This is a genomic window from Streptomyces sp. NPDC002853 (assembly GCF_053591915.1).
On sequence record NZ_JBSFUS010000016.1, the window covers coordinates 93,999 to 113,384 of the forward strand.

Genomic DNA, 19,386 nt, shown 5'->3' on the forward strand with positions numbered 1-19,386 from the left:
TTGCCTGCGGCAACCAACTGTCTCTATCGTTGCCCTAAGCAACAACATAGGAGGTGTCGTGGCCGCGCAGCGTCATTACGAGGACCTGGCCCGACAGCTCAGCGCCATCGGTGCCGTGAAGCGCGGCCTCGGCAGAGGCCTGCCGCACGACTGCCCTGGCGGGTCCGCCGCCGTACTGATCCTGCTCGACCGGCATGGAGAGATGCGGATGAGCAGGCTCGCCGAGCTGCTGGCCGTGGACATGTCGGTGACCTCTCGCCATGTGGCCCATGTGGCCGAGAAGGAGTGGATCCTCCGGGACCCCGACCCCGCCGACAAGCGCTCCCGGATCCTGCGCCTCACGCCCACGGGCAAGGCCAAGGTCAATGAGCTGTCCGAGCTGTCCGTCAGGACACTCACCCACTACTTGCATGACTGGTCAGACGACGAAGTCGTCCAGCTCAGCACGCTGCTCGCGCGACTGCGCGACAGCTTCGGGGACTGCCGCGCGGCTTCGGCCCGGCTCCCCCTGGAAGAGACCACCCGTACACCCGCGTAACGAAGAGGAAGCCCATGGCAACAACCACACCATCCGGTGTGCGGGGCAGCCACGCCAAGCACGGAGCGGCGTCCCACGACGCCGGCGCTCCGATGACGCACCGCCAGATCATGGAGGCCCTTTCCGGCCTGCTGCTCGGCATGTTCGTCGCGATCCTGTCGTCGACGATCGTCTCCAACGCCCTGCCTGAAATCATCGGCGACCTGGGTGGCGGCCAGTCCGCCTACACCTGGGTCGTCACCGCCTCGCTCCTGGCGATGACGGCGACCACGCCCCTGTGGGGCAAGCTGTCGGACCTCTTCAGCAAGAAGGCCCTGGTCCAGATAGCCCTGATCATCTACGTCGGCGGTTCGATCGTCGCGGGTCTCTCGCAGAGCCCCGAGATGCTGATCGCCTGCCGTGTCGTGCAGGGCATCGGCGTGGGTGGTCTCTCCGCTCTCGCGCAGATCGTGATGGCCGCGATGATCTCCCCGCGCGAGCGCGGCCGCTACTCCGGCTACCTCGGCGCGACCTTCGCCGTCGCCACCGTCGGCGGCCCGCTGCTCGGCGGTGTCATCACCGACACCTCGTGGCTCGGCTGGCGCTGGTGCTTCTACGTCGGCGTGCCCTTCGCGATCATCGCCCTGATCGTCCTGCAGAAGACCCTGAAGCTCCCCGTCGTGAAGCGGGACGTCAAGGTCGACTGGGGCGGCGCCTTCTTCATCACGGCGGCCGTCTGCCTGCTCCTGGTCTGGGTGACCTTCGCGGGTGACAAGTACGACTGGATGTCCTGGCAGACCGGCGCCATGGTCGGCGGTTCGATCGTCCTCGGCCTGCTCTTCCTGCTCGTCGAGTCCAAGGCGAGCGAGCCGATCATCCCGCTGCGCCTCTTCCGCAACCGCACCATCACCCTCGCCTCGCTGGCCTCGCTCTTCGTGGGTGTCGGCATGTTCGCGGGCACGGTGTTCTTCAGCCAGTACTTCCAGCTGGCGCGCGACAAGTCGCCGACGATGTCCGGTGTCATGACGATCCCGATGATCGGTGGCCTGTTCATCTCCTCGACGGTCTCGGGCCAGATCATCACCAAGACCGGCAAGTGGAAGGTCTGGCTGGTCGCCGGCGGTGCGCTCCTGACCGCGGGTCTCGGCCTGCTCGGCACCATGCGGTACGACACCGAGTACTGGCACATCGCGATCTTCATGGCCCTGATGGGTCTCGGCATCGGCATGATGATGCAGAACCTCGTGCTCGCCACGCAGAACCAGGTCGCTCCCGAGGACCTCGGCTCCGCGAGCTCCGTCGTCACCTTCTTCCGTTCCCTCGGTGGCGCCATCGGCGTCTCGGCGCTCGGCGCCGTGATGGCGACCCGCATCACCGACTACGTGAAGGACGGCCTGGCCGACCTCGGCCCCAAGGCAGCGCAGGCGGGTCACGGCGGCACGGGTGGCGGCGCCATCCCGGACCTGGACAAGCTCCCGGCCCCGTTCCGCACGGTCATGGAGAGCGCCTACGGGCACGGCATCGCCGACGTCTTCCTGATCGCCGCCCCGCTGGCGTTCCTCGCCTTCCTGATCACGATCTTCATCAAGGAGGTTCCGTTGCGTACGTCGGGTGCGCTGGCCCAGGCCAGCGAGTCCTCGGACGCCGACGCCCCGGCCGCCACCGCGTCGGGCGCCGCGGCCGCCGAGCAACCGGTACTCGCCTCCGTGGGGGCACACACCGAGACGGGCCCCGACGGCACGCAGAAGCTCGCCGCCCTGGCCTCGTCGGCCACCGGTGACGCCCCCCTGCAGACCACCGGCGGCACTCCCGTCCGCGGCTTCGTCCGTGGCGCGGAGAGCACCCCGGTCCCGCGGGCCGCGGTCACGCTGATCTCCCTCGGGGGACGGCAGCTGGGCCGTTCGGTCGCGCAGGGCGACGGGTCCTACGCGGTCGACGCCCCCGGCGCGGGCTCGTACGTGCTGATCGCGTCGGCCGACGGCTTCCAGCCGCAGGCCTCCACGATCGTCGTCTCCGACGAAGCCCTGACGTACGACATCCTGCTGAGCGGCACGAGCGGCCTCAGCGGTGTGGTGCGGGCCTCCGACGGCAAGCTGCCGGTCGCGGGCGCGATGGTCATCGTGACCGACGTGCGCGGCGACGTCCTGGCCACCGGGCTCACCGGTGAGCAGGGCGAGTTCACCTTCGCCGAGCTGGTTCCCGGACAGGTCACCATCGCGGTGAACGCCGCGGGCCACCGCCCGATGGCGCTGCCCGTCGAGGTCGGCGCGGTCGGTGTCACCCGGGTCGAGGTCGAGCTCAACTCCGGTTCGCAGGTGCTCGGCACCGTGCGTGCCGCGGGCGGGCCGCTGAACGACGCACGGGTCACCCTGGTGGACGCGGCGGGCAACGTCGTCGCCTCCGCGACCACCGGGTCGGACGGCGCGTACGCCTTCACCGACCTGGACAGCGGCGAGTACACGGTCATCGCGACCGGTTACCCGCCGGTGGCGACCGGCCTCACCGTCGCCGGTGAAGGTGTCAGCGACCACGACATCGAACTCGCCCACCCGGGCGAGTAGTTGACCCCGGCCCGTGCGCGCGCTTCGAGCGGATGCGCGCGCACGGGCCGGTTGTGGAAAGGGCCCCCGGGTTGGTGGTGACGTACACGGCAGGGGACGGCCGTGTCACCACCGCCGGGGGCCGCACACTTTTTGAGCTTCTGGCTTTTCAGCTTTGGCAAGGAGAAAACGGGATGGGACTCAGCGCTCGGATCCGGACGCGTGACGGGTGGGCGGTGTCGCACGCCGTCGTCACCCTGACGGACATGACCGGCACGCAGGTGCTGCGCGCCGCCGCGGACCAGGAAGGTGCCGTACGCGACGCGACCGACCTGCCGCCGGGCCCGTACACCGTCATCGTCACCGCGGTCGGCTACGCACCCGTGGCCTCGACCGCGCTCGTCACGGCGAGCGGCCGTGCCGAGGTCGGCAACATCGTCCTGGCCAGGCAGGGCGGCACGGAGCTGCCGCCGCCCGGCCCTTGGACCATCGACCCGGCGCACTCGACGGTGGGCGCGACCGCCCAGCACCTGGGGATCACCAGCGTGCACGGCCGGTTCACCGAGTTCGGCGGGCTGGTGGAGATCGCCGAGGACGTGGAGAAGTCGCGCGTCGAGGCGGTCATCAGGTCGGCGTCCATCGACACCGGCAACGGCATGCGGGACGGCCACCTGAAGTCGCCGGACTTCCTGGACGTCGAGCAGTACCCGGAGCTCGTCTACCGGTCGACGGGCCTCACGCCCGCCGGTCCGGACCGCTGGACGGTACACGGCGAGCTCCAGATGCACGGTGTCGTACGTCCGGTGGACCTGGACCTCAGCTACCTCGGTACGGGGGCCGACCCCTGGGGCGGGACCCGCGCGGCCTTCCGTGCCACGGCCGAGCTGCGCCGCGAGGACTTCGCCATGAACTACAACCAGGTGGTCCAGGCGGGCATCTCGGCGATCGGCACCACCCTGCGGGTGGAGCTGGACATCCAGGCGGTCCAAGGGGACGCACTCCCCCAGGTCTAGCGGTCCGCGGCCACTAGGGTGCGGTCATGGCACCGAACATCGCTACCAACACCACGGTCTCCATCGATGAGTTGCTGGACTTCGTCCGGCCCAGGCACCGGGCGGTCCTGCTCACCTCCCGCGCCGACGGCACCCCGCAGGGATCCCCCCTGACCTGCGGGGTCGACGACTCCGGCAGGATCGTGGTGTCCACCTACCCGGAGCGGGCCAAGACGCGGAACGCCAAGCGGAATCCGCGGGTCAGCATCATCGTGCTGAGCGACGACTGGAACGGGCCGTGGGTGCAGATCGACGGCCCGGCCGAGGTCATCGACTCCCCGGAGTCCGTCGAGCCCCTCGTCGAGTACTTCCGGAACATCTCCGGCGAGCACCCGGACTGGGACGAGTACCGCGAGGCCATGGTCAAGCAGGGCAAGTCCATCATCCGGATCACCCCGGAGCGGTGGGGGCCGGTGGCCACCGGGGGGTTCCCGGCACCCAAGGACTAGCGGGTCAATGTTCAGCCACAGGGCTACAGGGTCGCCTCGATGCCCGCGACCAGCAGGTCGAGCGCGACCTTGAAGTCGAGCTCCCACATCTCCTCGACCGTGGCCCCGCCCCGCGCCTCCATGATGTCGGTGGAGCCGTCCAGGGTCTTCTCCAGGCTCGGATGGTCGCTGACCGCGCCCATGGCCTCCCTGAAGTACTCCTCCGGCGTGAGCCCGGCAGCCGCGCACCGCGCGATGTAGTGGCCCTGCACGGTGCCGAATCCGTACACGAACTGGAAGACCGCGGCGATCGCGCCCGCCTGCTTCTCCGTGGGCAGGCCGGTGCCGCGGACCACTTCCTGCACGGCGAGGGCGAACTTGATCCAGTTCGGCCCGATGTTCAGGAAGTTGCCGACGAGCGGTGACACCCAGGCGTGCCTGACCAGCAACCGCCGGTACTCCTCGGCCAGTTCGCGCAGCGCCTCGCGCCACCGCTCGGGTGTGGCCGACTCCGGGTCCGGCAAGGCCATCTCCCCGGCGGCCGCGTCCAGGGCCAGTTCGAGGAGGTCGTCCTTGGTGTCCACGTACCAGTACACGGACATCGCCGTGACGTTCAGGTCCGCCGCCAGGCGGCGCATCGAGAACTTGGCGAGGCCCTCCTCGTCCAGGAGGCGGACCGTGGCCTCGGTGATGCGCTCCCGGTCCAGGCCCGACGGCTGATCACTCCTGCGGCCCGCGCCGTTCCGGGGGGCCTTGCCCTCCAGCCAGACGCTGGTCCGCGCGGGGCGCTTCGCGCGGTCGGCTGCCTTCGCCATGGCGCACCTTCCTGGTCCTGAGCTCTTGTACTGGTACCGGTGGTCCGAAGCGGGCGACAGACCGGAATCAGCCAGTCCGTCGCCCGTCCGTCGATGCTATGCGGACGCCGCGGCCGGGTCCGTCTTCGCAGAGTCTGCCCTCTCCGCACGCTTCAGCAACGCGGCTGCCAGCATGCCCCCGAGGAACACGGCCACCGCGCCCACCAGCTGACTGGTCTGAAGACCCGAGGAGAACGCGTCGGCGATCCTGGTGCGTTCGGCGTCCGACCCCGCTGCGGCAAGCGCGGCGGGCAGCGAGACGGCGGAGACGGTGACGAGCGAGGCGAACCGAGAGTTCAGGACAGCGCCGAGCACGGCCACGCCGAGACCGTTGCCGAACTCCGCGAGCGTGCCGTTGACGCCGGCCCCCACGCCCGCCTTCGCCGGCGGGATGGCGCTCATGATCGCGTTGGCCATGGCGGGCATGGCGAGCGCGATGCCCGCGCCCATCACGATGAGGCCGGCCAGCATCCCGCCGTAGTTGTCGCCGCCGAGCACGGCGATGGCCGCGAGACCCGCGGCGAGCAGGCTCATGCCGATGGCGATCGTCGCGGGGGTGCTCGTCCTCTTCAGGAGCCGCGCGCCGAGGCCGGTGAGGTTGAGCGCCACGACGGTCACCGCGAGCGGCGCCGTGCGCAGGCCCGCCTCCAACGGCTCGTACCCGAGCACGAACTGCAGGTGCTGGGTGAGCAGGAACAGCGAGCCGCCCATGCCGAAGGCGACCAGGATGGCGCCCGCGACGGCCCCGATGAAGCGCTGGTTGCGGAAGAAGTGCATGTCCAGCATCGGGTACGGGATGCGCAGCTCCCAGACGACGAAGCCGCCGAGGACCACGACGCCCACCGCGGCCGCCACCAGGACCTGCGTCGACGCCCAGCCGTGCTCGGGGCCGGAGATGATCGCGTACACGACCGAGGCCATGCCGATGGTGGAGAGCAGCGCGCCGAGCAGGTCGGGCCGGTCACCCAGGGGGTTCTTGGACTCGGGGACCAGTTTGACCGTGGCGGCGAGCCCGATGAGCGCGACCGGGATGTTGATCAGGAAGATCGCGCCCCACCAGAAGTGGTTGAGCATGACCCCGCCCATCAGCGGACCGAGCGCGAAACCGAGGGAGTTGACGGTCGACCAGAGGCCGATGGCCTTCATCCGCTCGGTGTCGTCGAAGATCTGCACGACCACCGCGAGGGTGGTGGTCATCAGGAGCGCACCGCCGACGCCCATCCCGGCCCGTGCGGCGATGAGCTGCGACGAGGACTGGGCGAGGCCCGCGACCAGCGAGCCGATCCCGAAGAGGGCCAGGCCCGCGATGAGCATCTTCTTGCGGCCGTAGCGGTCGGCCGCGCTGCCCGCGGTGAGCAGCAGGCCCGACTGGACGAGCGAGTAGGCGTTGATCATCCACTGGATGTCGGCCGTGGACGCGTCCAGTTCCTCGGTGAGGGAGGGGATGGCGACGTTCAGGACGGTGTTGTCCAGGAGGACGGTGAGCTGAGCGAGGCAGATGACACCGAGGATCAGCCAGCGCTGCGGGTGCCCTTGAGAGGCGGTGGGGGTCTCGGCGGTCGTCGTTGCCGTCATGCCCTCTCCTTCTGCTTATACGGTGTAAGTGCGGAGTGCGATGTACACCGTAAGGCATCTCCCGTACGGCGTACAAGAGGGTTGCCGACGGGTATGCGCGAGGGGCCGGCCGCTGGTTGCGGTCGGCCCCTCCGGTCGTCTCCCGGACCGGGGCCGGGTCAGCTCTTGGGCTGGGTCAGGTCATAGAACGTCGCGCTGCCGACCGTGACCTTCTTGAAGGTGTCCTCCACCCAGGAGGTGATCTTGGAGGAGGTGCCGCTGTCGCCGCCCATGCCGCCTCCACCTCCCATGCCGCCGCCCGAGATGAAGTAGTGGATCTTCCCGTCCTCGACGTACTGCTTGAACTGGGCGAGGGTCGGGGACGGGTCGCTGCCGTTGAAGCCGCCGATGGCCATCACCGGGTCCCCGGTGGCGAGTTGGTAGCTCGCGGCGTTCTGCGAGCCGATGGCCGCCGCCGCCCAGGTGAAGTCGCCGGAGTCCGCCTCCAGGAGCTTCTTCGCCTTCGCGCTGACCTGGGCGCCGTCGAGGAGGCCGCCCATGCCGCCGCCTCCGCGCTCGCCCGTGCCACCGCCGGGCATGGCGCGCTGCTGCTTCCCCTGCTGGCCGGTCTGCCCTCCCTGGCCCGGCGGCTGCCCCATGCCGCCGCCGTTCTGGCCGCCAGGCGCCTGCCCCTTCTGTCCCCCGGGAGCCTGACCGTTCTGCTGGCCGGGCGGCTGCATTCCGCCGCCACCGCCACCGCCACCGCCACCGCCGCCGCCACCGCCGCCAGGCCGACCGCCACCGCCACCGGGACCGCCGCCCATCCCACCCGCAGAAGCCGGACCCGCCGTCACGATCGACCCGGTGTGCGCGCTGTTCACCGTGGAGAGGGTGTACGCGGCCGGACCCGCCACCGAAGCGGCGAGGCTCAGCCCCACCGCCACCAGCGCGAGTCGCCGCCCGAGCCGGGCGCCGAGCAGCAGGCCCGCCGCGCCCACGAGGCCGCCGATCAGCACCGCCCAGCGCAGCCACGGCAGGTAATCCGGGGTCCGGCCGAGGAGTACGTACCCCCACCACGCCGTGCCCGCGACGCTCACGCCGAGCAGCGCGCCCGCCCACCACTTGGCCCGCTCCTCCCACAGGACCGTGGCGCCCATGCCGATCAGGGCGGCGACGTAGGGGGCGAGGGCGACCGTGTAGTACTGGTGGAAGATCCCCGCCATGAAGCTGAAGACGGCCGCCGTCATCAGCAGCGCGCTGCCCCACGCCACGAACGCCGAGCGCGTGGTGTCGGTCCTGCGGGCCTTCCAGGTCAGGACGATGCCGCCGACGAGCAGGATCAGCGCGGCGGGAAGCAGCCAGGAGATCTGGGCGCCGACCTCGGAGTTGAACATCCGCCCGAGCCCGGTCTCGCCCCACTGGCCGCCGCCTCCGCCGGGGCCGCCCCCGCCGCCGACGCTGCCGGTCTCCTCGCCGTTGATGCGGCCGAGGCCGTTGTAGCCGAAGGTCAGCTCGAGGAAGGAGTTGTTCTGCGAGCCGCCGATGTACGGGCGCGAAGACGCGGGCCACAGCTCCACGATCGCGACCCACCAGCCGCCCGCGACGATCATCGCGAGCCCGGAGAGGGCCAGCTGGCCGAAGCGCTTGCGCAGCCGCACGGGTGCGCACACCGCATAGAGGACGGCGAGCGGCGGCAGGATCAGGAACGCCTGAAGCGTCTTGGCGAGGAAGGCAAGGCCGACCGCGACGCCCGCCCACACCAGCCACTTGGTCCGGCCGTGCTCAAGGGCACGCAGGACGCAGTACACGGTGACCGTCATCAGGAGCGCGAGCAGCGCGTCCGGGTTGTTGAACCGGAACATCAGCGCGGCCACGGGTGTGAACGCGAGCACCGCACCCGCGATCAGCCCGGCCGCCGGGCTGAACCGGCGGCGCACGGCGGCGTACAGGACACCGACCGTCGCGACGCCCATCAACACCTGCGGGGCAAGGACCGCCCAGGAGTTGAGCCCGAAGAGGCGTACGGACAGGGCCATCGGCCAGAGCGCGGCCGGGGGCTTGTCGACGGTGATCGCGTTGCCCGCGTCCAGCGAGCCGAAGAACATCGCCTTCCAGCTCTGGCTGCCTGCCTGGACGGCGGCGGAGTAGAAGGAGTTGGCGTAACCGGACGCGCTCAGGTTGAAGAAGTACAGGACCGCGGTCGCGAGCAACAGGCCGAGGAAGGCGGGGCGTGCCCAGCGCGGGTCGTCGGGGCGCCCGCGCCAGAGCCGCACGGGCAGGCTGCGCGTGGCCCGGTGGGCTCGCTCACCCGGCGCCACGAGCGGCGGCGCGGACGCGGTCGCGTGGGAAGTCGTCGTCATCGGGCGTTCCTCGGGTCGTGTGCGTAGTCATGTGCGGAGGTGAGCTCGTACGAGGACGAGGCGTCGGGCGAGGGCAGTGGCGGATCCGAGCGGCGCTCCGGGAAGACCCAGGCCCGAAGGAGCAGGAACCGCAGCACGGTCGCCGCGAGGTTGGCGGCTATCAGCACGGCGAGTTCCGTGGAGTGGGACGGGTCGCCGGAAGCCGCGCCAAGGGCGGCCAGCGAGCCACTGGTCAGGGCGAGGCCGATCGCGAACACCACCAGGCCCTGCGCCTGATGGCGCATCGCCCGGTCACGGCCGCGCACCCCGAAGGTGAGGCGCCGATTGGCGGCCGTGTTGGCGACGGCCGAGACGAGCAGGGCGAGCGCGTTGGCCACCTGCGAGCCCGAGAACGTACGGAAGCCGGAGTACAGGAGCAGGTAGAAGAGCGTGGAGAGCGCGCCGACCACGCAGAAGCCGACCAGTTGGCGGGCCAGGCCGCCGGGCACACCGGCCAGTTGCCGGTCGCGCGGGTCGTCCCCGAAGGGGCGCGCGAGGCGGTCGAGCGGGAGCGCGCCGACCGCGAGGGCACGCCCGACCCGCCACACCCCCTTGAGGTCGTCCGTGGCCGTCCTGACCAGGTGGACCGTGGAGTTCGGGTCGTCGACCCAGTCGACCGGCACCTCGTGGATGCGCAGGCCCGCGCGCTCGGCGAGCACCAGCATCTCCGTGTCGAAGAACCACCCGGTGTCCTCGACCAGCGGAAGCAGCACCCCCGCCACGTCCCCCCTGATCGCCTTGAACCCGCACTGGGCGTCGGAGAAGCGGGCCTGCAAGGAGCCGCGCAGGATGAGGTTGTAGCCGCGCGAGATGAACTCCCGCTTGGGGCCGCGCACCACACGCGAACTGCGCGCGAGCCGGGAGCCGATCGCCAGGTCGGAGTGCCCGGAGATCAGCGGCGCCACCAGCGGGAGCAGCGCGTTCAGGTCGGTGGAGAGGTCCACGTCCATGTAGGCGAGGACGGGGGCGTCCGAGGCGGACCACACGGCGCGCAGCGCCCGCCCGCGCCCCTTCTGCTCGAGTCGCGTGTAGCGGACTTCTTCGCTCGACGCGGCGAGCCGCGCCGCCACCTCGGGGGTGCGGTCCGTGGACGCGTTGTCCGCGATGGTGATGCGGAAGGGGTAAGGGAAGGTCCGTACGAGATGGTCGTGCAGGCGCCGCACACACCGCCCCAGATCCTTCTCCTCGTTGTAGACGGGGATCACGATGTCCAGGACGGGCACATCGCGCCATCCGGCGGGGAGGTGGGCCCGTGCCGGCAGAGGAACCGAGCAAGCGCCGCCCTGGAAAGCGTCCGGGGAAGCGCCCCGGGAAGAGTCGGTTTGCATGGGACCGACATTCGCCAACTGGTCTGTCAGGGCTGTGTGGTGAGCCTGTGACCCGCCTGTGAGCCCCATGGCGCGCCGCTGACCTGCGGCGATGCGGCAGGGAGGGACACGGTGAACACCGTGCGGCCCGGCACGCTGTCCACCGTCACGGTGCCGCCGTGAGCCGCCGCTATCGCCTGCACGAGGGCGAGGCCGAGCCCGGTGGAACCCGCGTTCCGGGAGCGCGAGGCGTCGCCTCGGGCGAACCGCTCGAAGACGTGGGGGAGCAGGGCGGGGGAGATGCCGGGACCGTTGTCCTCGACCTCCAGGCAGACGCCCGGCCCGGCCCACCGCACGCGGGCGGTGACCTTCGTGCCCGGTGGCGTGTGCGTACGCGCGTTGGCCAGCAGATTGACCACGACCTGCTGGAGGCGCGCCGCGTCGGCGAGGACGAGCGCGGGCTCGTCCGGCAGCTCAAGGGCCCAGCAGTGCTCGGGTCCCGCGGCGCGTGCGTCGCTGACGGTGTCCACGACCAGCGGCGAGAGATCAGTGCTCTCGTACGAGAGCGGCAGTCTGGCACCGGGGCGCCCGGAAGCCCCGGATCGCCCGCCGTCACACCCTTCGTCGAGGCGGGCGAGCAACAGCAGATCCTCCACCAACCCCGTCATCCGCTGCGCCTCGGACTCGATCCGCCCGAGCGCGTGCCGGGTGTCGGGCCCGGTCGACTCCCGCCCCCTGCGCGTCAGTTCGGCATAGCCACGGATCGAGGCCAGCGGCGTACGCAGTTCATGGCTGGCGTCCGCGACGAACTGGCGTACGCGCGTCTCGCTCTCCTGGCGTGCGTGCAGCGCGGAGTGCACGTGGTCGAGCATGCGGTTGAGCGCGGCACCGACCTGTCCGACCTCGGTGTTCGGCTCGGTGTCGGGGACGCGCTCGTACAACGTCACCTCGCCGCTGTGCAGCGGGAGTTCGGAGACCCGGGTCGCGGTCGCCGCGACCCGGCGCAGCGGGCGGAGCGCGACGCCGACCATGGCGGCGCCGGCCAGCGAGGCGGCGACCAGGCCCGCGGCGGTGACGCTGACCTCGACGATGATCAACGTATTGAGGGTGTTCTGCACCTTGGTGGTGGGGACGCCGACGAGGAAGTCGCCGTTGGGTCCCGTCGAGTACTGGACGCGGTACTCGCCGAGGGCGGGGATGTCGACGTTGTGCGAGGCCCTGTCGCGCGGCACGGAAGCGAGCGCTTCCGACTGCGCCCCGTCGAGGTGCTCGGTCTGCGGCTCGATGCTGCCGCTGTCCGACTCGTTGCTGACCAGGGCCTCGCCGACCGAGCCGTCGCTCTCGACCACGGCGCCGATGGTGCCGATCTCCTGAGGCCCCTTGGAGACGAACCGCAGTGGATCGTCCTCCGAGTCCCCCGCCCGGCCGCCGGGAACATCGGCCCCCGGATCGGGCAACGGCCCCGCCGCCCGCATCGCCACGGCGTCGAGCGACTTGTCCAACTGGTCGTACAGGTGCGAGCGCAGCGCGATGGTGGTCACCGTGCCGATCACCGCGCAGACGACGGCGATCAACGCCACCGCCGAGACGACGAGCCGCGTCCGCAGCGACCGCGGCTGCCGCCGCCGGGTCATGAGGCGGCGGCCGCCTCGGTCGCGGACGCGGCCTTGATCAGGTACCCGGCACCGCGCCGCGTGTGGATCATCGGCTCACGGCCGGCGTCGATCTTCCTCCTGAGATACGAGATGTAGAGCTCGACGACGTTGGCCTGGCCCCCGAAGTCGTAGTTCCACACACGGTCCAGGATCTGCGCCTTGCTGAGCACGCGGCGCGGGTTGCGCATCAGGAAGCGGAGCAGCTCGAACTCGGTGGCGGTGAGATGGATGGAGTCCCCGCCCCGCGTGACCTCGTGACTGTCCTCGTCGAGGGTCAGATCTCCGACGGCGAGGACGGACTCGCTGCGCCGGTCGGCGGCCCCCGCCCGACGGATGAGCCCACGCAGCCGGGCGACGACCTCCTCCAGACTGAAGGGCTTGGTGACGTAGTCGTCGCCCCCGGCGGTGAGCCCGGCGATGCGGTCCTCGACGGCGTCCTTGGCGGTGAGGAACAGCACGGGCACGTCGGGCAGTTCACGCCGCAGCCGTCCGAGCACGGCCAGGCCGTCCATGTCCGGCAGCATCATGTCGAGCACGACGGCATCGGGCCGGAAGGAACGGGCGGCGCGTACCGCACCGGCGCCGTCCCCCGCGCTGCGGATCTGCCAGCCTTCGTAGCGCAGGGCCATGGAGAGCAGCTCGGTCAACGAAACCTCGTCATCGACGACGAGCACGCGGACGGGGCTCCCGTCCGCCCTGAGCAGTTCGGTACGCCCCTGGGGCGAGGTCGTAGTCATGGCGTACAGCTTGGGCGGGGGGCCTGAGAGGGCCCTTGCCGGAACCTGTGAATTTCCTGAGAAACGGGGGCCTACCGCCGAGGCTCAGCTACGAACGAGCCGAGACCGACCTCGGCTCGGACGAGCCCCTCCTCCTTGAGGTGGGCAAGCACCTTCTGAGCCGTGGATGTCGCGATCTCGAACTCGGCGGACAGTTCCAACGTGGACGGTACTCGCGCCCCAACGGGATAGCTGCCGTCGCTGATGCGCGCGGTGATGACTGAGGCGACCTGGCGCCAGGCAGGCTGGGTGTCGTGGCTCTCAGCGGGTCCCTTTGACCGGGAAGCAGGGGAGACGAAAGAGCCGAGACCCGGCTCGGTGTAGGTCAGACCCTTCGCGCGTAGCCCCGTAAGCACCTTGTGCGCGGTCGCGTTGGCGATGCCGAACTCTGCGGTCAGTTGGACGACGGACGGCACACGGCTGCGCGAGGGATACGTGCCGTCCTCAATCCGGTTTTGAATCACCTCGGCCACTTGGCGCCAGCGAGGCTTGTCTGGGGCGAATTCCATCACCAGACCATGATGGGCATGCCATGCACTCCAGTGCGATTCAGGGAATTGTTCAGTTAGCCCTAGCATGCTCGGTTAGCCTTGCTATCGTGACGGAGGCCGAGACCCCCGCGACGGAGGCAACCGTCCGGGGGCGTGGCCATCAGCCAACCAAAGCAAGGAGCTGACGACATGCCCGACCTTATCCGCCACCTCACCGCCTGGGTGAGACTCCTCCTGATCCCCCACCCCACGCCCACGACGACCGCCTCCACGCCCCCCAGATCAGCGGGCCCGGACCTCTCCACCCCCCGCAGCCGCTACGGTCTGGACGCCCTGCTTCCCCTGACCGGAGAGGCAAGCCGCCTCGTACGCCCGTACCTCACCGCGCACGAACAACACACCCGCCGCCGTGAACTGGCACTGGCGACACTCGGGTTGGACATGCCTGGCCCGTACTGGATCCACGGCGTGGAGGTGGCCCGATGACGGACGATGACGACCTCATCACCCCCGCCCGCCTGCTGCCCTGGTCCGGCCCGGAGGGCAAGCCCTGCTACCTGATCGGCGACGCCACGGGCCCCGTGTCCCGGGTCGCCGACGCCATGGAGTCCGTACAGCTAGGCATGGGCGGCGAGCTGCTCACGTACGCGCGCGGCATGCTCGGCGACGCCACCGAGGGCGAGATCCGTTACCTGGCCGAGCGCTTGACGGAGGCGCTCCAGGACGCTCTGCGCGTCGCGGAGAGCCGGGGTCACAGGCTGCGCTGAGACGTCTGCGTGGCAAGAAAATCCCGGCGGTGGACCGCACCGCCGGGATTTTCTTGCCACAGGGCCGCCCCTACCCCCGCTCGAAGCCGTAGCTGCGCTCCACCTTGGCTACATGCACGACGTACCGCTCGTACCACTCGGCGCGCCCCCGCTTCTGGGCCGTACGGTGCTCGGCGTCGCTGCGCCATTGCGCGATCGCGTCTACGTCGCGGAAGTACCCGACGGTGATACCGAGGCCGCCGGGAGTCCGCGCGGAGTCCATCCCCAGGAAGCCGGGCACGGAGGCGACGAGCTCGTCCATGCGGTCGCCGGTCTCGTCGTAACCGTCGTCGGAGTCGGTCCTCAGAGAGCTGAACACGACGGCGTAGTAGGGGGGTTGGAAAGGCAGGACAGGTCTGACGGCTCGATCGCTCATGACCACAGCCTCAACGGCCCCCACCTGCCTGTCCACCCTCGCCAGCCCTTCATTGCCGTACGGGCAGAGAGACTTGACCATTCGGTCAGCTGGGGGCGCGGAAGCGCGCCGGCTTCGCGGCAGGCGCGACGGGTGCGATGGGTGCGATGGGTGCGGGAGACGCGACAGCACCCGGCCGGCACAGCAAGTGCGGCTGGCACGGCGAACGCGAAGCATGCGGCATGCGGCCGCACTCGAAAGGCCCGGGTGCCGCGGCACGCGGTCGGCGCCGCAGCGTGACAGCACCCGGCAGCCCAGCCCAGCCCCCCTCCGTCACTCGCCTACTCGTCTGCCGGCGCCGCCGGGCGTTTACGAGCGGCAGCGGCGCTGTTCGTGGCGACGCCGACGATGTTCGGGTGGGGCGGCAGCCTCACTGTCACGATGACCTGCGGAGTCGTGAACTCCGGATTACTACGCCACTTCCTGGGACACGACCCCGGTCCGCCATGGCGCCCCCTCGTTCTTGTTCATGATCCGAGGGGCGCAACGTCATGGTTGACGATCCGTCCGGCCAAGGCCCGCGGGCTCACACCATGAGCGTTGACACGGTCGGGGTCGGCGCCGGCCTCCAGCAGCAGCCGGATCACGGCCCCTTCGCCCTGCGAACAGAACACCGCCCTCCACAACGGCGTGTTCCCGTGACTATCCGCGGGATCGACCGCCGCACCCGCCGCCACGAGGACCTCGATGGCCGACGACGCCTGGGCCTGAGCCGCGAAATGCAGCGGCGTCCAGCCCGCGGCATCGGCTGCCTCGGGGTCGGCACCCCCGGCCAACAGCACCTTCATGCCTTGCGCGTCTCCATCAGCCGCCGCATAGTGCACCGCCGTCCGCCCCAGCAGATCCCGATCCGTCATGCCGCCGTCCTGACCCACGACCTTGACCAAACAGACCTGACCCACGACCTTGACCAAACAGATAGGGGCACCCCCCGGAGGTCAGGTCAGAAAAGGCCGTCCTGGACCGCAGGGACCTCCCGTACCGGCACACTCGTACGCGCCGCGCCGCCCGCCCCCTCCAGTCGCCACCCCCGCAGCAGTCGGCTGTCCAGGACGAGCAGGCGGCCGCCGTCGGTGAGATAGATGTCGGGGCCGGCCACCGCGACGAGGTCGCCAAGGACCACGCCGCCGTCGACGAGTTCCGTCACCGCGTAACCCGCGTCCCCCGCGAGGCGGTCCACCCCGAACGTCTCGCCGTGGTCCACGACAGGCGCTCGAAGCCGCTCCAGCGACTCCGGCCAGCCTTCGAGCGCGAGGGCGAAGCCGTGCAGTTCCTCCAGTTCACGCCGGCGCTCCTCCCCGCCCGGCAGGCTCGCCCTCACGGCACGTTTCCTGGCGTACGAGATCCGGTCCGGCACCCCGAGCGCCACCCGCAGCAACTCCTCGGCCCGGCGCGCCGCCATCAGAGGCCCACGGCCCAGCCAGGCGAAGGCCACCGCTCCCTGTTCGAGGAGCCGGGCCGGCCCTCGTTCCTCTCGGGTGATTCCCACCTTCAGTAGCTCAGCACCGAACCATGCCAAGTACACGCGGTACGTACGCGGATCGTCGGCGATCGTGTCGGCGGCCACCGAATGCGCACGGTCGAGGCGCGCGCACTCCGCGCACCGGGCCTGCGTCCCGCGCGCCGGGACCGCGGCGGCCACCGGGCAGGAGTTCCCCCGTGCCCCCACGCACCCCCGGTGGCCGAGCGCACGGAAGCCCACGCGCCTCCCCACGACCAGCGGACTCACGACGTCCCCCCGCTCCCACACGAGCACGGGCCGTGCACCATCCGCACCATCCGCACCATCCGCACCGTCCGCCCAGCTCAACCCCGCACTGCGCCACTCCATACCGCCAGTCTCGCGCAGCGCGGAGCCCCTGCTGCTCCCTACTGCTCCGCCCGCTCCGTCTGTCGTGGCCGGCCCGTCGCCGCCGCCACCACCCCCGTCAGCCACAGCAGCACCGCCACCGCAGCAGCCGACGTACTGGACGAGGCGTGCAGCGACCAGGCCCACGGCTCCGGGGTGTTGTCGCTGTCCACGCCGAGCAGCAGCGTCGGGCCGAACATGCCCAGCGGCAGCAGCCAGGCGAGCCCGCTGCCGAAGAGGCGGGCGCTGATCATGCCGAGGCCGAGGTAGCCGACGACGTTGCGGGCCGCCGAGCCGAACACCTCCGCGGTCGCGCCGGTGAGCAGCGGCAGCGCGGTCAGGCCGAGGGCGAGCACGAGCAGCAGCACCAGATACCCGCCCCGCAGGCGGCTCATCGGCTGGGCCGCGGTCTGCTCCAGGTCCGCCATCGGCGAGAACAGCGTGGTGGCGAGGACCACCGCGTGGGCGAGCGGCACGATCTCCGCCACCGGCACGCTGAAGTCGACCAGATAGCGGAACTCCGGCACCGCGACGCGCTGCCCCGCGAACGCGGTCGCCGCGAGGGCGATCAGCAGCGCGACACCGGCGGCCCGGGGCAGGCCACGACACCGTACGAAGGCGGCTGCCGCGTTCACCGCGGCGGCTCCGGGACGGCACGGCAGGCGCGGATGTCCCCGGCCGCCTCCTCGATCCACGCGTCCTGCTTCGCCGCTGGTGCTTCGGTGATGCGGGCGAGGACGCGGCCGAACTTCTCGCCGTAGTACTCGCCGGGTGCCCCGGCCCGGCCGCGGATGACGGCCTCGAAGAGGAACGTGTCGGGGTAGCCGCCGGTCTCCTTCAGCAAGTGAGGCTCGCAGGAGGAGGACTTGGGCTGGGGAAGCGCCGCCGCGAAGAGCGCGTCGGTCAGGTCGGCCTCGGTCTCCGCCGGTGTCATGAGGGACAGTTCGGCGGCGCCCGGCGGCCGCTTCAGGCCGCTCGCGTAGAAGGCCCGGTTGAGCCCCTTCAGGCCGCCGAGCCGTGCGTCGACGGTCTTCACCGCGGCGCGGGCCTTGGGCAGCAGATGGCGGTCCTCCGGCCAGAGGCACACCTTCGTGCCGCCACTCGTGGCGCAGAGCGGCTGCGCGGGCTGGGCCTTGCGCACCGCCCAGTACGAGTCGGGCGTCGGCGTACGGAAGGCGACGAGCGCACCGCCCGCGACGACGGCCGCCACGACGAGCGCCCCGAGGGCGAGGGGCCGCGGGGTGAGCGACGCGCGGCGTCGCAGCGCGGGAAGTGCGGTCAGGAGCAGGCCGAGGGCCAGGCACCAGGCGAAGGCGATCAGCATGCGCGTGGTGTTGGGCTCGAACTCCGAGCTCCAGAACTCGTCTATCGCCGGAAACAGTTTGTCCAGCGGGGTGTCGGGGACGAACGCGACGAAGACGAAGAGTCCGTACCAGAAGATTCCCGCGAAGGGCGCGACCACGCGGGACGGCAGCGCCGAACCGATCGCGACCCCCACGGCGATCTCCAGGCCCATCATCCCGGCCCCGAGCAGCAACGGCGTCCATGCGGGCTCGCTGACGTCACTGACCCCCGCGGTCCGCGAGAACGCGACGGCCACGAGCACGGCGTACGCGATCAACGCCCACAGCCACACCGCGAGCCACAGCAGCAGCGCCTGCGCCCAGCCGCCGCGCGCCGCGGTGTCCGCCCAGACCCTGGTCCGGTGCCGGAAGGCGCGGCCCGCTCCCCAGGCGGCGGCCGCGCTCATCACCGAGCCCATCACGATCACCGAGTAGAGCTGGACCTGGAGGCTGGTCTGGGTCCACCAGCCGATCCAGTCGCTCTCGTCGGGGCTGTCGGCGGTGAAGTAGTAGACGCCGATCGCGCCCATGAGCGCGGCGGCCCACTTGGCCTCGCCGCGCCGCATCTCGGTCAGCAGCACACGCATCAGGTCGCCACCGCTTCCGTACCGGCGAGATGCAGATAACCGGCTTCCACGGCTCCCCCGTCGACGTCCTTGCCGTCCGCCCCGGATGGACCCCCGTCCGGCAGCGCGCACAACTCCGCGACCGTCCCCGTGAAGCGGACCGACCCTTCGAGGAGGACCGCCACCCGGTCGCACACGTGGGCGACGTCCTCGGCGAGGTGCGTGCTCATCACCACGGCCGAACGCTCGCCCAACTCCTGGATCAGCGCACGGAATCCGACGCGCTGGGCCGGGTCGAGGCCCACGGTCGGTTCGTCGAGGAGCACCAGGGCCGGTTCGTTGACCATGGCCTGGGCGATGCCGACGCGGCGCAGCATGCCGCCGGACAGGGCGCCCATCTTCCGGTCCGCGTGCTTCTCCATCTGGACGAGGCGCAACGCGGCGCGGGCCCGCTCGCGCCGCTCGCCCGCGGGCACCTTGCGCAGCCAGGCCGCGTACTCGGTGAACTCCTGGACGGTGAAACGGGGATAGAACCCGAAGGACTGCGGGAGCACGCCGATCCGCTGCCGGATGCGCTGCACCCGCGCCCGCCCCGGCGCCTCGTCACCGAGGAGGGTGACCGAACCGGACTTGGGTCTGCGAGCCGTGCTGAGCAGCGACAACAGAGTGCTCTTCCCCGCCCCGTTGGGGCCGAGCAGTCCGGTGACGCCGGAGGGAAATTCGAGGGACACGTCGTCGAGGGCGACCGTGGAGCCGTACTGGACGGTCACCGCCGCGACCGCCGCGACCGGCTGGGAGCCGGTCGCGGCGGCGCTCTTGCTGATGGTCACGTGA

Annotated in this window: 19 protein-coding genes; 6 read left to right on the forward strand and 13 right to left on the reverse strand. The window is 70.9% G+C overall.

The window, feature by feature from the left end; all coding sequences use genetic code 11:
- Positions 1-58 precede the first annotated feature (58 nt).
- From ACWD02_RS36985 to ACWD02_RS37000, 4 genes are all read left to right on the forward strand, one after another.
- Entirely contained in the window at positions 59-538 is a 480-nt protein-coding gene (locus tag ACWD02_RS36985; RefSeq protein ID WP_451219392.1) for a MarR family winged helix-turn-helix transcriptional regulator, read from the forward strand.
- A gap of 14 nt (positions 539-552) precedes the next feature.
- Positions 553-3,078, forward strand: a complete 2,526-nt coding sequence (locus ACWD02_RS36990) for an MFS transporter (RefSeq protein ID WP_451219395.1) — start codon at positions 553-555, stop codon at positions 3,076-3,078.
- Positions 3,079-3,251: 173 nt separating this feature from the next.
- Positions 3,252-4,070, forward strand: a complete 819-nt coding sequence (locus tag ACWD02_RS36995; protein ID WP_451219398.1) for a YceI family protein — start codon at positions 3,252-3,254, stop codon at positions 4,068-4,070.
- A 26-nt stretch (positions 4,071-4,096) separates the two neighbouring features.
- Entirely contained in the window at positions 4,097-4,558 is a 462-nt protein-coding gene (locus tag ACWD02_RS37000; RefSeq protein WP_451219401.1) for a PPOX class F420-dependent oxidoreductase, read from the forward strand.
- A 23-nt stretch (positions 4,559-4,581) separates the two neighbouring features.
- Here ACWD02_RS37000 and ACWD02_RS37005 read toward each other — a convergent pair whose 3' ends face one another.
- The 7 genes from ACWD02_RS37005 to ACWD02_RS37035 form a co-directional block, all read right to left on the reverse strand.
- A complete protein-coding gene (locus ACWD02_RS37005) occupies positions 4,582-5,352 on the reverse strand; it encodes a TetR/AcrR family transcriptional regulator (RefSeq protein WP_451219404.1) in 771 nt (256 codons plus the stop codon).
- A 96-nt stretch (positions 5,353-5,448) separates the two neighbouring features.
- Positions 5,449-6,966 (reverse strand): MFS transporter, encoded by a 1,518-nt coding sequence (locus tag ACWD02_RS37010; RefSeq protein ID WP_451219407.1) that lies wholly within the window; start codon positions 6,964-6,966, stop codon positions 5,449-5,451.
- 158 nt (positions 6,967-7,124) lie between these two features.
- Positions 7,125-9,305 carry an ArnT family glycosyltransferase gene (locus ACWD02_RS37015; RefSeq protein ID WP_451219410.1) on the reverse strand — a complete coding sequence of 727 codons (2,181 nt, stop codon included), beginning with the start codon at positions 9,303-9,305 and terminating at the stop codon, positions 7,125-7,127.
- On the reverse strand, positions 9,302-10,672 hold the full coding sequence (locus ACWD02_RS37020; RefSeq protein ID WP_451219413.1) for a glycosyltransferase: 1,371 nt from the start codon (positions 10,670-10,672) through the stop codon (positions 9,302-9,304). The genes ACWD02_RS37015 and ACWD02_RS37020 overlap by 4 nt, the downstream gene beginning before the upstream one ends.
- Positions 10,673-10,698: 26 nt before the next feature.
- A complete protein-coding gene (locus ACWD02_RS37025) occupies positions 10,699-12,285 on the reverse strand; it encodes a sensor histidine kinase (RefSeq protein ID WP_451219416.1) in 1,587 nt (528 codons plus the stop codon).
- Positions 12,282-13,043: a response regulator transcription factor gene (locus tag ACWD02_RS37030; RefSeq protein ID WP_451219419.1), complete on the reverse strand. Its 762-nt coding sequence runs from the start codon at positions 13,041-13,043 to the stop codon at positions 12,282-12,284. The genes ACWD02_RS37025 and ACWD02_RS37030 overlap by 4 nt, the downstream gene beginning before the upstream one ends.
- A 71-nt stretch (positions 13,044-13,114) precedes the next feature.
- Complete coding sequence (locus ACWD02_RS37035; protein ID WP_451219651.1) at positions 13,115-13,591, reverse strand: GntR family transcriptional regulator; 477 nt, start codon at positions 13,589-13,591, stop codon at positions 13,115-13,117.
- 171 nt (positions 13,592-13,762) lie between these two features.
- Between ACWD02_RS37035 and ACWD02_RS37040 the strand changes: the two genes are divergently transcribed.
- Together ACWD02_RS37040 and ACWD02_RS37045 are read left to right on the forward strand one after the other, a co-directional pair.
- Positions 13,763-14,059: a hypothetical protein gene (locus ACWD02_RS37040; RefSeq protein ID WP_451219421.1), complete on the forward strand. Its 297-nt coding sequence runs from the start codon at positions 13,763-13,765 to the stop codon at positions 14,057-14,059.
- Positions 14,056-14,340: a hypothetical protein gene (locus tag ACWD02_RS37045; protein WP_451219423.1), complete on the forward strand. Its 285-nt coding sequence runs from the start codon at positions 14,056-14,058 to the stop codon at positions 14,338-14,340. The genes ACWD02_RS37040 and ACWD02_RS37045 overlap by 4 nt, the downstream gene beginning before the upstream one ends.
- A gap of 70 nt (positions 14,341-14,410) precedes the next feature.
- On the opposite strand, the gene ACWD02_RS37050 is transcribed toward ACWD02_RS37045, so the two are convergent.
- The 6 genes from ACWD02_RS37050 to ACWD02_RS37075 all read right to left on the reverse strand — a co-directional run bounded on the left by ACWD02_RS37050 (position 14,411) and on the right by ACWD02_RS37075 (position 19,382).
- Complete coding sequence (locus ACWD02_RS37050) at positions 14,411-14,755, reverse strand: antibiotic biosynthesis monooxygenase family protein (protein WP_451219426.1); 345 nt, start codon at positions 14,753-14,755, stop codon at positions 14,411-14,413.
- Positions 14,756-15,261: 506 nt separating this feature from the next.
- On the reverse strand, positions 15,262-15,708 hold the full coding sequence (locus ACWD02_RS37055; RefSeq protein ID WP_451219429.1) for an ankyrin repeat domain-containing protein: 447 nt from the start codon (positions 15,706-15,708) through the stop codon (positions 15,262-15,264).
- Positions 15,709-15,737: 29 nt separating this feature from the next.
- The gene (locus ACWD02_RS37060) at positions 15,738-16,625 is read right to left on the reverse strand and encodes a DUF2797 domain-containing protein (protein WP_451219431.1); all 888 of its coding nucleotides are present in this window, start codon (positions 16,623-16,625) and stop codon (positions 15,738-15,740) included.
- 38 nt (positions 16,626-16,663) lie between these two features.
- Positions 16,664-17,278 (reverse strand): hypothetical protein, encoded by a 615-nt coding sequence (locus ACWD02_RS37065; protein WP_451219434.1) that lies wholly within the window; start codon positions 17,276-17,278, stop codon positions 16,664-16,666.
- On the reverse strand, positions 17,275-18,573 hold the full coding sequence (locus ACWD02_RS37070; protein WP_451219437.1) for a DUF7224 domain-containing protein: 1,299 nt from the start codon (positions 18,571-18,573) through the stop codon (positions 17,275-17,277). The genes ACWD02_RS37065 and ACWD02_RS37070 overlap by 4 nt, the downstream gene beginning before the upstream one ends.
- Positions 18,573-19,382 carry an ATP-binding cassette domain-containing protein gene (locus ACWD02_RS37075; RefSeq protein WP_451219440.1) on the reverse strand — a complete coding sequence of 270 codons (810 nt, stop codon included), beginning with the start codon at positions 19,380-19,382 and terminating at the stop codon, positions 18,573-18,575. Before ACWD02_RS37075 ends, ACWD02_RS37070 begins: the two co-directional genes overlap by 1 nt.
- Positions 19,383-19,386 lie beyond the last annotated feature (4 nt).